The organism is Dactylosporangium sp. NPDC005572 (genome assembly GCF_040605515.1).
Taxonomy (GTDB): Bacteria; Actinomycetota; Actinomycetes; order Mycobacteriales; family Micromonosporaceae; genus Dactylosporangium.
The window spans coordinates 1-11,130 of sequence record NZ_JBEXCY010000303.1 but is presented as its reverse complement, the minus strand read 5'-3'; the positions used below and the strand labels follow the sequence as shown (position 1 = coordinate 11,130).

Sequence of the window (11,130 nt, the reverse complement as noted above, 5' to 3'; positions counted from 1 at the left end):
GCGCCGCCGTCCGCCCCGTTCTTGCGCGCCGATCTTGGAGTTGTGGCGCCCAGTTGGGACGGATATGTCGGGAAATCTCGGAACCACAAGTCCAAGATCGGCGCGCAAGGGGTCCGGCGTCCTGAGCCCGCCCCCTTGCCTTGGCCTTCAACCTAGCTTCCTAGGATGCCGTACGCGATGCGCGCCGCGTCACACCTCTCGCGGCGGTAGGGCAGCGGGTCAGGTGCCTAGGATTCGGCGTTTCTGCTGCTCGAACTCGGCGTCGCTCAGGACGCCCTGGGCGCGCAGCGCCGCCAGGCGTTCCAGCTGCGACAGGGTGTCGGACTGCTGCGGGGCCACGACGTGAACCGTCGCCGGGTCGATGCCCAGGGCTCGCAGCTTGGCCAGCTGCTCCTCGGTCAGCGGCGGCCGGGCGCCCGGCGGGGGCTGGTCGCGCATCGCCCGGGCCAGCTGTTCCGCCTGGTGGCGGGCGCGGTCGGCGGCGTCCGGCACCTCGTCCCACAGGATCGCGAAGGCGCGCGGGTTGCGCGGGTCGATCGACACCGGCAGGGTCGCGCCGGGAGTGGGCCAGCGGCGGTGGTGGACCAGGCCGTGGAACTCGGCGGCGTACGGCGCCAGGCCCGGCGCCTGCAGCACCAGGTGCATGCGGCAGTTCTGGTAGATGCCCCGACCGGCGTGGCGGGTCGCCGAGACCACCTGCGCGACTCCCCGTACGCCGCCCGGTGGGGGCTGGTTGCCGCCCGTCAGGAAGTCGAAGATGCCCATGACGCACAGTGTGCGCGGCGCCGGCAAGCGGATCGGCGGTACACTTCGGCGCATGCAGGGCGAGTCGGACCGGGGGCGGGTGGCGTATCTCGCGCGTCCGCATCGGCCGGCGCTCGTCGCGCGGACGCTCGGGGAGCTGCGCGGGCCCGTGCACGGGGTGGTGGAGCTGCCGCAGCGGCTCATGTGGAATCCCCAGCGCCGCTTCGACGTGGACGACCGTGACCTGCTGCTGTGGATGTACGAGAACGTGCTCCGCGAGGCGATCCGGCACGACGAGCTGCGGCGGTTCGTCAACGGGCGGATGCTCGTGCGCGTGTGGCCCGACCTGAATCTTCCGCACGGCGTGCGCCGGGCGTGGGAGGCGCGGCACCCGCGGTTGCGGGCCGCCGCCGGGTGAGCCCGGACCCGTTCTACACCGACGTCGCCCGGATCGCGCTCGCGGTCGCGGAGCGGCACGGGTTCGTGCTCGGGGGCGGGTTCGCGTGGCTGATGAACGGCCTGGTCGAGCGGCCGACCGAGGACGTGGACCTGTTCACCGACACCGAGGGCGCCGCCGGGGCGGCGGCCGACGCGGTGTGCGCGGCGCTGCGCGGGGCGGGGTACAGCGTCCACGAGGAGGAGGCCGACGACCTACTGGAGCTGTTCGCGGGCTTCGACCAGCGGGAGTTCACGGTGGGCGAGCCGGTGGGCGCGAGGACGGTACGGCTGACATTGTCGAGGCTCGATCGCCAGCAGTCGCCCGTCATGATGGACGTCGGGCCGGTGATGCACCTCGACGATCTCATCGCGACCAAGGTCGCGGCCCTGGTGAACCGGCGCGAGGTGCGCGACTACATCGACGTCGCGGCGGCGCTGGACCGCTACACCGTCGACGAGCTGCTGGACCTGGCCCGGCGGCAGGACCCGGCGCTGGAGGACGACGACGTCCTGGCGGCGGGCCGCTACCTCGACCGGCTCGACGACGGCCGGTTCACCTTCTACGGGCTGACCCCGGACCGGATCGCGGCGCTGCGGGCCAGGCTCGAGGAGTGGCCCCGCTAGGCACCGTTCTCCCGCCGCCACAGGTCGATGAGGCCGCGGAAGTGGGCGACGAACCGGTCGTGCTCGGCCGGTGGGTAGGTGGCGCGGACCGTGTCGACGAGCAGCCGGTCGAAGTCGGGGGAGGCCACCCACGAGGCGACCAGCTCGGGGACGTGGGCGAGGGCGGTGTCGCAGAACTCGCGGTAGGCGTCGACGGCGAAGTAGTCGTCGGCGAGCCGGCGGTACTGCGCGAGCTTCTCGGGGTACGACAGGCCGGAAGCGTCGGCGATGGCGAAATAGCGAGCAGTGTCCATGTCCAGGCTGGCCCGCCGACCGGTGACCACGCAGAACGCCGTCCAGCGCACCAGGGCCGTCATCGCCCACGGGAAGTAGTAGTGCAGGCTGGTCAGGGCCACGTCGGGGCACGCGTTGGCGTAGTCGATGGGATACACGACGCCGTCGCGGACGAGGCACTCGCAGGAGTTGAACTCCCACCGGAAGAACGCGTTGACCAGCCGCGAGATGGTGACCACCTCGTCGCCGGCGGTGGCGTCGAGGAAGCCGTGCTCGACCGCGTACCGCTCGTGCATCGGCAGCTCGGGCCGGAACTTCATGACCATCGTCTCGGGGCCCACGGACAGCGAGCGGGTGAAGACGTCGTAGCCCTCGACGGACTGCTGCAGGTGCATGAGCCGCGCCCCGGACGCGTCGTAGGCGGCGTGCAGTTGGGCGCTGTCGCTGATGCGGGACACGCCGACCCAGGCGCCGCCGTCGTAGGGCTTCATGAACAGCGGGTAGCCGAGGCCGTCGGCGACCGCGTCGAGGTCGAACGGGCGGTTGTAGCGCTCGGCGGTGTACGCCCATTTGGCGTGGTCGACGGGGTTCTTGTACGGCACCAGGACGGTCTCGGGGACGTGCAGGCCGAGGCGCATCATGGCGCAGTAGGCGGCGTGCTTCTCCATCGACTGGAACGTGAAGGGGCTGTTGAGCAGGTACACGTCGTCCATGAGGGCGACCTTCTTCAGCCACTCGCGGGGGTGGTAGTACCAGTAGGCGAGCCGGTCGATGACCAGGTCGTGCGAGGGGGCGTCGCGCAGGTTGAACGGTTCGATGGTGACCCGGGTGGTGCGCAGGGTGTGGCCGGTGCCGTCAGGGCCGGGGATCGGGCCCAGCCGGGCGATCAGCGTCTCGTAGGCCCGGGGCCAGTCCTGCTCCGTGCCGAGCAGCAGTCCGATGAGGTGGTCCAACGGTGACCTCCCGCAGTAGGCGGTGCAGGTGCGGGTCGAGCGCGGCCCGCCAGGTGGTCATGGCGTGCCCGCCGGGCACCTCGACGAGCGGTGCTCCCAACCGCTGCGCCATGGCCCGGTTGTTGTGCAGGTTCTCCTCGTCGCGGCCACACGTCAAGACCACCCTTGCATCGACGCCGCTGACGCTCTCGACGAAGCGGACGATCCGGCGGTACCGCCGGAAGCCCGCCTCCTGGGGATCGAGCTGCGGTGTGAAGAACGAACCCGACTGCAGGAACAGGCCGGCGAACGCGCCGGGGTGGCGCAGCTCGGCGTGCAGCAGCGCGAGGGCGCCGAGGCTCGCGCCGAGGCCGACCCGGGGGCCGGGCGGCAGGGAGGGCAGGACCCGGCGGACGAGGGCGTCGGCGTAGGCGGGGTTCGCCGAGTACCACTCGTGGCGCTCACCGGGGTCGAGCAGCACCACGTGCTCGGCGGGGAACAGCTGGGTCAGCCCGGCGGCGCGCTCGTACTCCGGGCCGTCGTGCGCGACGAGGACCGTACCGCTCGGCGCCGCGGTCGGCGCGACGATCCGGGTCTCGATCCGCATTCACGCACCATAGGGCAGGTGATCGTTGGGCGCAGGGGAGACGGGCGCGGGCGGGGCCTCGGGCATGACGATCCACAGGATCGGGTAGGCGAGGACGGCGGTGCCGCCGGTGAGCAGGATGGACAGCAGGTAGACGGCGCGGATCATGGTGGGGTCGGCGTCGAGGTACTCCGCGATGCCGCCGAGGACGCCGGCGACGGTGCGGTCGGTCTGCGAGCGGCGGAGCCGCTTGATGTTCGTCATGCCTGCAAGGTTGCCCCGGGCAGTGCCCCGGCGACCTCGGGTGAGGCCCTGAGCGGACCCGGATTCCCACACCCGGGGTGGTTGCCGGGCGGGTGCCGGGTGGTAGCTCTACCCTGACGCGCATGACGACCCCTCCGCAGCCTTCCCCGTCCTCTCCGACCCAGGACGAGCTTGTCGAGCTCGACCGCAGCACCGTCACCGTGGCCCGCTTCGCCGACTACGCCTCGGCCCAGCAGGCCGTCGACTACCTGTCCGACAACGGCTTCCCGGTCCAGCGGACCGCGATCATCGGCACCGACCTGCGCCTCGTCGAGAACGTCCTGGGCCGTCTCACGGTGGGCCGGGCCGCGGCGGCCGGCGCGCTGAGCGGCGCCTGGTTCGGCCTGTTCCTCGGCATCGTGTTCACGCTGTTCAGCGACGGCGGCTGGCTGGCCGTCCTGCTGTCCTCGATCCTCATCGGCGCGCTGTGGGGCGCCATCTTCGGCGCGTCGGCGCACGCCGTGACGGGCGGCCGCCGCGACTTTACCTCGCGCAGCTCGCTGCAGGCCGGCCAGTACGCGGTCCAGGTCGACGCCGAGGTCGCCGACGAGGCCCGGGTGCTCATCACCCGGCAGAACTGGCGTGCCTCGGATCCATCCGCTGGATGATCTTGTAGAGGGCCGTGCCCAGCACGGCCCTCTCCTCGTCGGTGAGAGCCGTCCCGGCGGCCCCGCCGGTCGCCCTCCAGGAGGGCGGCGACCCGGCGCCCTCCTGGCTGGACACCGCCCGCCTGCGCGCGGACACCGGCTTCACCCCGGCCTGGGACCTCGACCCCGCGGTCGCGGACTACGTGGCCTGGCTGCGGTCCGGCCACCACCGCTGAGCTGGCGCCCGCCGTCTACCATCGCGGCTGTGGAAGCGACCGAGGCCGATGCCACCGCCCCTTCCACGTCGCTCCTCGAGCGCATCGCCGCGGCGTTCGCGGCCGGGGCGCGCTTCGACGCCGGCGGGGCCGAGGTGCCGGCCGCGCTCCTCGCCGACCTGCTCACCGCGGAACCGCCCGGGCGGCGGGCCGCGCTGCGGCTGCGGCGGGCCACCGTCACCGGGCCGCTCGACCTCTCGTTCGCCGAGGTCGGCTGCCCGCTGCTCATCGAGGACAGCACCTTCGAGGAGCGCCTCGACCTCTACTGGGCCCGGCTCGGGTTCACCAGCCTGCGCGGCTCGGCGTTCCCGGGGCTGGTCGGCGCCGGCCTCTCCGTCACCGGCCACCTGCGGCTCACCCACAGCCGGTGCGCCGGCGCGCTCAACCTCAAGGGCGCCAAGATCTCCGGCGGGCTGCTGCTGGACGGCGCCGAGCTGCGGCGGGCCGGCGGCAACGCCCTGTCGGCCGAGCGGATCGAGGTCGGCGGGGACCTCGTCGCCGAGCAGGGGTTCCGGGCCGACGGCGCGCTGCGGCTGTTCCAGGCCACCATCGGCGGCGGCGTCCACCTCGACGGCGCCGTCGTGCGGGCCGGTGCCGAAGGGCGCGCCGTCGACCTCGACAGCGCCGCGCTGCGGGGCGGGTTCTTCGCCCGCCGGGCCGACGTCGAGGGCGAGATCAGCCTGCGGCACGCCACCCTCGGCGGGGTCGCCACGTTCACCGGCGCCGCCGTGCGCAACCCGGGCGGGGTGGCGCTGCGCTGCGACCGGGCCGACATCCAGGGCGGCGTGCACCTGCTCGGCGGCGCCCGGGTCGAGGGCGAGGTCCGCCTGCTCGGCACCCGGATCGGGCGGATCCTGCGGATGAGCGACGCCACCCTCGACAACCCGGGCGGCCCGGCGCTGCACGCCGACAACTGCGCCGTCGACGGGCCGGTCGACTGCCGGCGGGTCACCGCCCGCGGCGAGGTGTCGTTCGTCGAGGCCCGCATCGCCGGGCCGGCGTTCTTCGACGGGGCCACGCTGGACAACCCGGGCGGGCGGTCGCTGCGGGCCACCGGCATCGTCACCGGGTCGCTGCTGAACTGCTGCACCGGGTTCACCGCGACCGGGCGGGTGTCGGTGACCGCCGCGAAGATCGGCGGGCGGCTGTGCTTCGACGACGCGACCCTGGCCGGGCTGCGCTGCACCGGCACGGAGGCCGCCGAGCTGTCGCTGCGGTTCGCCGCCCCGCCGACCGGCGAGGTCGACCTGCGGCACGTGCGCACCACCGTGGTGCGGGACGAGCCGGGCACCTGGCCGGCCGCGCTGCGCCTCGACGGGCTCACCTACCAGGCCCTGGAGCCGACGCTGCCGCCGGGGCCGCGGCTGGCCTGGCTGGCCCGGGTCGTCGACGCCGTGCCGCCGCCCCAGCCGTACGAGCAGCTCGCCGCCGTGTACCGGCAGCTCGGCCACGACGACGAGGCCCGCACGGTGCTGCTGGCCAAGCAGCGCCGGCAGCGGCGGACCCGGCCCTGGTGGACGTGGCCGTGGAGCTGGCTGCAGGACGTGACGGTCGGCTACGGCTACCGCCCGCAGCGGGCCGCACTGTGGCTGGCCGCCCTGCTCGCCCTCGGCGCCTCGGCCTACGCCGCGCACCCGCCGCGGCCGATCGATCCCGGACAGGCCCCGCCGTTCAACGCGCTCTTCTACACGCTCGACCTGCTGCTACCGATCATCGATTTCGGACAGGAGTCCGCCTACCGTTCCACCGGGGCCGGGCAGTGGCTCGCGTACCTGCTGATCGCCGCCGGCTGGACCCTGGCCACGACGGCGGCGGCCGGTTTCACCCGGGTCCTCAACCGCAGCTGACGGCCGGCGGGCGGCTACCGGAGGTTCTGCCGGGGGATGACGACCTCGCGGACGAGGAGCTGGATGGCGGCGACGACCGGGATCGCGATGAGCGCGCCGACGACACCGAGCAGGGCGACGCCGACGAGCACCGACAGGATCGCCGCCAGGTCGGTGACCTTCACCGCGCGGCGCATCACGTTGGGGTAGATCAGGTAGTTCTCCACCTGCTGGTACACCACGAAGAAGATCACGCAGGCGATGCCGGCCTGGATCGACGTGGCGAACCCGACGATGCTCACCACGACCGCGCCGAGCGTGGCGCCGATCTGCGGGATCAGGTCGGTGATGGCGACGAGGACGGCCAGGGCGTACGGGTAGGCGACGCCGATGATCAGCAGGAAGACGAACGACGACAGGCCGGCGACGACCGCGATCGCCAGGGCCCCGCCCAGGTAGGCGCCGACCTTGGCGAGGATCTCGTCGCCGAGGAGCCGGACCCGGCCGCGGCGCGACGCCGGGACCAGCCGGTAGCCGCCCTCCTTCAGCCGGTCGAAGGCGGCCATGAAGTACAGCGTGAGCACGACCACGGTCAGGATGTTGAACAGGGCGCTGAACGCGACCTGCACCCCGCCCCACACCCCGCCCAGCGCCTTGGTGATGTTGCCGGCGGTGGCGACGTTCTTGAGCTGGTCGAGCAGCTGATAGTCCTCATTGAGCCGGTTGAGCTGGTCGTTGCGGCGCAGGTTGTCGATGTAGGTCGGCAGGTTGTCGATCAGGGCGCCCGTCTGCTGGACGAGCGGCGGGATGAGCGCGAACAGGCCACCGCACAGCAGCAGCATCGCGCCGATGCCGACCGCCGCCACCGCCAGGCCGCGCGGCACGCCCCACTTGGTGAGCCGCACCACGGCCGGGTTGAGCCCGATCGCCAGGAACATCGCGATGAAGATCAGGATCAGGATCGACTTGACGTTCTGCACCGCGAGGTAGGCGCTGTATGCCAGCAGCAGGCCCAGGCCGGCGGTCAGGCCGATGATGAGCGGCGATCGGCGCATCGGCGGGCCCGGCTTGCCGAACCGCGACTCGGTGGTGACCTCGACGACGGTCACGTCCACCTCGACGGTGGGCGGCTGACCGGTGGCGGGGGCCGGCGTGGCGGGGGCAGGCGTGTCGTCGGCCACAGCGCCAGCGGCGGTCGGCGGCGTCGCGACCGGAGTAGCCTCGTCCTGCACCTTCGGACCCCCTGCGGAGAATGATCGGTCTTCAGCAGGGTACAGGTGCTTCCCAGCGAGTACCGATAGCGTTATGCCATGGCAGATCTCGTGTACCCACCGGTCATCGCGTTCGCGAAGACCATGTTCCGCGCGCTCGGCATGAAGATCACGATCGAGGGCGCCGAGCACGTGCCGGCGACCGGGGGTGCCGTCATCGCCTGCAACCACATCTCGTACCTGGACTTCATCTTCTGCGGCCTGGGCGCGCGCCCGTCGAAGCGGCTGGTGCGGTTCATGGCCAAGGAGTCGATCTTCCGCCACCGTGTCGGGGGGCCGCTGATGCGCGGCATGCACCACATCCCGGTCGACCGTGACGCCGGCCTGGCCTCCTACAAGGCCGCCCTCGCCGCGCTGCAGGCCGGCGAGGTCGTCGGGGTGTTCCCGGAGGCCACGATCAGCCCGTCGTTCATGATCAAGGACATGAAGAGCGGCGCGGCCCGGCTGGCGTCGGCCACCGGCACCCCGCTGGTGCCGATGGTCCTGTGGGGCACCCAGCGGTTCTGGACCAAGGGCCGGCCCCGCGACCTGGGCCAGCGCGGCGTCGCGATCACCATCATCGCCGGCGAGCCGCTGCACCCCGCCCGCCGCGACAACGGCGACACGGTGATGGCGGAGCTGCGCAACCGGATGAGCGCCCTGCTCGACCGGGCGCAACGTGAGTATCCTCAGCGTCCCAAGGGGCCCGACGACTCCTGGTGGCTGCCCGCCCACCTGGGCGGCACCGCGCCGGAGCCCGACGTCTACGAACCGGAGGCCATGTGAGCCACCCCGAACCGACCGACCAGGTCGTCCTGCTGCGCGAGCTCGAGCCCGTCGTCGAGGAGAACCTCAACCGCCACCTGGCCACGGCCAAGGAGTGGTTCCCGCACGAGTACGTGCCGTGGAGCGAGGGCCGCGACTATGACGGCCTCCTGGGCGGTGAGGCGTGGGAGCCCGGCCAGTCGCGGCTGTCCGAGGTGGCCCGCACGTCGCTGGTGGTGAACCTGCTGACCGAGGACAACCTGCCCAGCTACCACCACGAGATCGCCACGGTCTTCGGCCGCGACGGCGCCTGGGGCACCTGGGTGCACCGCTGGACCGCCGAGGAGGGCCGGCACGGCATCGCGATCCGGGACTACCTCCTCGCCACCCGGGCCGTCGACCCGGTCGCGCTGGAGCGGGCCCGGATGCTGCACATGGAGGGCGGGTTCAGCAACTCCTACGAGGGGCTCGTCGAGTCGGTCGCCTACGTCGCGTTCCAGGAGCTGGCGACCCGCGTGTCGCACCGCAACACCGGCACGCAGAGCGGCGACCCGCTGTGCGAGCAGCTGCTGACCCGGGTCGCCGCCGACGAGAACCTGCACATGATCTTCTACCGCAACCTGCTCGGCGCCATGTTCGACCTCGCGCCGAACACCACGATGCGGGCCGTGACCAGGGTCGCCACCTCGTTCCAGATGCCCGGGCACACGATCGAGGGCTTCGGGCGCAAGTCCGTGCTCATCGCCAAGGCCGGCATCTACGACCTGCGGCTGCACCACGACGATGTGCTCGTGCCGGTGCTGCGCCAGCTGAAGGCGTTCGACCGGTCGCTGTCCGGTGACGGGGAGGCGGCCCGCGAGGAACTGGCCGCGTTCATGGCCGGCCTCGACGCCCAGGCGTCACGCTTCGTAGAACGGCGGGAGGCGATGCGCGCTCGTGTGAGCGCCTGAGACCACCGGGGCCGTTGCAGAGAGCGATGGGCGCAGCGGTACGCTCCAACGACCGTTCCGTGCCCGCCACTGCCCGTCTGACCGTTTTGCTAGCAATCAGACGGGCACGCTGCGGGCATGGATGTTCACCCCCCCGTACCGGAAGGCACCATCGCCATGGCCAGACGCGTGATCCATGAACTGATCGACGACCTCGACGGCGAGCGCGCCGACGAGAGCGTCAGCTTCGGCCTCGACGGCGTGATGTATGCGATCGACCTGTCCACGACGAACGCGGCCGAGCTGCGCGACGCCTTCGCGCCGTTCGTGGCCGCCGCCACGAAGGTCGGCCGCACCGCCACCGCGCCCGGGCCGGCCCGCGCCGGCGTCCGGGTCCGGCCGGTCCTCACCGCCCGCGCCGAGCGGGAGCAGAACCGGGCGATCCGGGAATGGGCACAGAGCAAGGGCATCGAGGTCTCCGACCGCGGCCGCATCCGTGCCGATCTCGTCGAGCGGTTCCACGCCGAAGCGGGTCACTGACCGACCGACCCGAGCAGCGGCAAACGCACAGGCCGGGGGCGCCCACTGCCGACAGTGGGCACCCCCGGCCTCTTTGCTTCACTCCGAGGCGCTCTCCCAAGTTGCCCGCTCCGCCGGCGCGTCCTCGCTCGACCTCACGGTCGCTGCCGAGGGGCTGCCTGCGGCTGGTGGCGCTGCCCAAGAGCACGCTGGTGCGGCGGGCTCGACGACGGCCAGGTGCTGCACATCTGCGCCGCCGAGCCGGACCGCCCGCTGCGGTCCCGGCCGCCCGCTGCGGTCCCGACCGCTCACTTTGGTCCCCGACCGCTCGCTACGAGCCCCGCATGCCTGACGGGCTAACCGACCCAGGCGATGCCCTCCACCTCGACCCGGACGTCGGCCCGGCCGAAGTCGACGACGATCGTGCTGCGGGCCGGCGGCGCGGCACCCCACCGGCGGGCATAGATCTCGTTGAACGCTCCGAACAGCGTCGCGTTGGACAGGAAGGCGCCGACCTTGACGAGCTGGTCAGGCCGGGCGCCGGCGGAGGCGAGCACGGCCTCGACGTTGTCCAGCACAAGGTTCACCTCGTCGGCAAACTCACCGAGGAGGATCGAGCCGTCGGCCCGGCTGGCAACCTGACCGGAGACGAAGACGAACCCACCCGCCTTCGTGGCGTGCGACAGCGGAACACCGACGGGCGCGAAGGACGCAGGATGAAACCGTTCGATCATGCCGCCATGGAAACACACTCCACTGGCTGTGATAGCGACCAGTAGTCTCCATCGATCAAGCCGGGAGGGTCATAGCGCACCCTCGCGGCGAGTCCGCCATGATCGTGGGAAACATGTGGTCGCTGGGACAGCCAGATGTTTCCCACGATCATGGCGTCGTCGAGCACCGCGCCCATGAGTGCCGTGTGCCCGATTCATCCAGGACGCGGCGGCAGCGGTCGCCTCGGCAAGGTCGGGGAAGCTTGACCGCCGTTCTCCGGTCGGTCGACCGACCGACCGAGGGAAAGCGCGCATGCTTGACGCCGTGGCCGGTGAGGCAGTCCGCGCCGCCGGCAGACCGCCCCG

The 11,130-nt window shown here is 72.2% G+C and carries 14 protein-coding genes; 8 read left to right on the top strand and 6 right to left on the bottom strand.

What is annotated here, in order from left to right; all coding sequences use genetic code 11:
- Positions 1-219: 219 nt before the first annotated feature.
- Complete coding sequence (locus ABZS66_RS57500) at positions 220-765, bottom strand: SHOCT domain-containing protein (RefSeq protein WP_354772784.1); 546 nt, start codon at positions 763-765, stop codon at positions 220-222.
- Between the two features lie 52 nt (positions 766-817).
- Here ABZS66_RS57500 and ABZS66_RS57495 point away from each other — a divergent pair, with 52 nt between their 5' ends.
- On the top strand, positions 818-1,162 hold the full coding sequence (locus ABZS66_RS57495) for a hypothetical protein (protein WP_354772782.1): 345 nt from the start codon (positions 818-820) through the stop codon (positions 1,160-1,162).
- The gene (locus ABZS66_RS57490) at positions 1,159-1,806 is read left to right on the top strand and encodes a nucleotidyl transferase AbiEii/AbiGii toxin family protein (protein WP_354772780.1); all 648 of its coding nucleotides are present in this window, start codon (positions 1,159-1,161) and stop codon (positions 1,804-1,806) included. Before ABZS66_RS57495 ends, ABZS66_RS57490 begins: the two co-directional genes overlap by 4 nt.
- Here the strand turns inward: ABZS66_RS57490 and ABZS66_RS57485 are convergent.
- From ABZS66_RS57485 to ABZS66_RS57475, 3 genes are read right to left on the bottom strand one after another with little or no spacing between them, the layout of a single operon-like run.
- Positions 1,803-3,032: a hypothetical protein gene (locus ABZS66_RS57485; RefSeq protein ID WP_354772778.1), complete on the bottom strand. Its 1,230-nt coding sequence runs from the start codon at positions 3,030-3,032 to the stop codon at positions 1,803-1,805. The genes ABZS66_RS57490 and ABZS66_RS57485 overlap by 4 nt on opposite strands.
- The gene (locus ABZS66_RS57480) at positions 2,935-3,618 is read right to left on the bottom strand and encodes an alpha/beta hydrolase-fold protein (RefSeq protein ID WP_354772776.1); all 684 of its coding nucleotides are present in this window, start codon (positions 3,616-3,618) and stop codon (positions 2,935-2,937) included. The genes ABZS66_RS57485 and ABZS66_RS57480 overlap by 98 nt, the downstream gene beginning before the upstream one ends.
- Entirely contained in the window at positions 3,619-3,861 is a 243-nt protein-coding gene (locus ABZS66_RS57475) for a PspC domain-containing protein (protein ID WP_330186439.1), read from the bottom strand. It abuts the gene before it with no gap.
- A 122-nt stretch (positions 3,862-3,983) separates the two neighbouring features.
- On the opposite strand from ABZS66_RS57475, the gene ABZS66_RS57470 reads away from it, so the two are divergent.
- From ABZS66_RS57470 to ABZS66_RS57460, 3 genes are read left to right on the top strand one after another with little or no spacing between them, the layout of a single operon-like run.
- Positions 3,984-4,508: a general stress protein gene (locus tag ABZS66_RS57470; protein WP_354772774.1), complete on the top strand. Its 525-nt coding sequence runs from the start codon at positions 3,984-3,986 to the stop codon at positions 4,506-4,508.
- Positions 4,509-4,522: 14 nt separating this feature from the next.
- Positions 4,523-4,723 carry a hypothetical protein gene (locus ABZS66_RS57465; protein WP_354772772.1) on the top strand — a complete coding sequence of 67 codons (201 nt, stop codon included), beginning with the start codon at positions 4,523-4,525 and terminating at the stop codon, positions 4,721-4,723.
- Between the two features lie 29 nt (positions 4,724-4,752).
- Positions 4,753-6,609, top strand: coding sequence for a hypothetical protein (locus ABZS66_RS57460; RefSeq protein ID WP_354772770.1), 1,857 nt, complete (start codon positions 4,753-4,755; stop codon positions 6,607-6,609).
- A 14-nt stretch (positions 6,610-6,623) separates the two neighbouring features.
- On the opposite strand, the gene ABZS66_RS57455 is transcribed toward ABZS66_RS57460, so the two are convergent.
- A complete protein-coding gene (locus ABZS66_RS57455) occupies positions 6,624-7,703 on the bottom strand; it encodes an AI-2E family transporter (protein ID WP_354772786.1) in 1,080 nt (359 codons plus the stop codon).
- Positions 7,704-7,898: 195 nt separating this feature from the next.
- On the opposite strand from ABZS66_RS57455, the gene ABZS66_RS57450 reads away from it, so the two are divergent.
- The 3 genes from ABZS66_RS57450 to ABZS66_RS57440 all read left to right on the top strand — a co-directional run bounded on the left by ABZS66_RS57450 (position 7,899) and on the right by ABZS66_RS57440 (position 10,072).
- Positions 7,899-8,624, top strand: a complete 726-nt coding sequence (locus tag ABZS66_RS57450) for a lysophospholipid acyltransferase family protein (protein WP_354772768.1) — start codon at positions 7,899-7,901, stop codon at positions 8,622-8,624.
- Entirely contained in the window at positions 8,621-9,553 is a 933-nt protein-coding gene (locus ABZS66_RS57445) for an acyl-ACP desaturase (RefSeq protein ID WP_354772766.1), read from the top strand. The genes ABZS66_RS57450 and ABZS66_RS57445 overlap by 4 nt, the downstream gene beginning before the upstream one ends.
- A gap of 156 nt (positions 9,554-9,709) precedes the next feature.
- A complete protein-coding gene (locus ABZS66_RS57440) occupies positions 9,710-10,072 on the top strand; it encodes an Lsr2 family protein (RefSeq protein WP_354772764.1) in 363 nt (120 codons plus the stop codon).
- A gap of 335 nt (positions 10,073-10,407) precedes the next feature.
- On the opposite strand, the gene ABZS66_RS57435 is transcribed toward ABZS66_RS57440, so the two are convergent.
- The gene (locus ABZS66_RS57435; protein ID WP_354772762.1) at positions 10,408-10,785 is read right to left on the bottom strand and encodes a RidA family protein; all 378 of its coding nucleotides are present in this window, start codon (positions 10,783-10,785) and stop codon (positions 10,408-10,410) included.
- Positions 10,786-11,130 lie beyond the last annotated feature (345 nt).

What these genes read in the sequence shown, in the direction of transcription:
- ABZS66_RS57500 (WP_354772784.1), bottom strand. Translation starts at nt 765, where the DNA reads ATGGGCATCTTCGACTTCCTGACGGGCGGCAACCAGCCCCCACCGGGC.
- ABZS66_RS57495 (WP_354772782.1), top strand. Translation starts at nt 818, where the DNA reads ATGCAGGGCGAGTCGGACCGGGGGCGGGTGGCGTATCTCGCGCGTCCG.
- ABZS66_RS57480 (WP_354772776.1), bottom strand. Translation starts at nt 3,618, where the DNA reads ATGCGGATCGAGACCCGGATCGTCGCGCCGACCGCGGCGCCGAGCGGT.
- ABZS66_RS57475 (WP_330186439.1), bottom strand. Translation starts at nt 3,861, where the DNA reads ATGACGAACATCAAGCGGCTCCGCCGCTCGCAGACCGACCGCACCGTC.
- ABZS66_RS57470 (WP_354772774.1), top strand. Translation starts at nt 3,984, where the DNA reads ATGACGACCCCTCCGCAGCCTTCCCCGTCCTCTCCGACCCAGGACGAG.
- ABZS66_RS57450 (WP_354772768.1), top strand. Translation starts at nt 7,899, where the DNA reads ATGGCAGATCTCGTGTACCCACCGGTCATCGCGTTCGCGAAGACCATG.
- ABZS66_RS57440 (WP_354772764.1), top strand. Translation starts at nt 9,710, where the DNA reads ATGGCCAGACGCGTGATCCATGAACTGATCGACGACCTCGACGGCGAG.
- ABZS66_RS57435 (WP_354772762.1), bottom strand. Translation starts at nt 10,785, where the DNA reads ATGATCGAACGGTTTCATCCTGCGTCCTTCGCGCCCGTCGGTGTTCCG.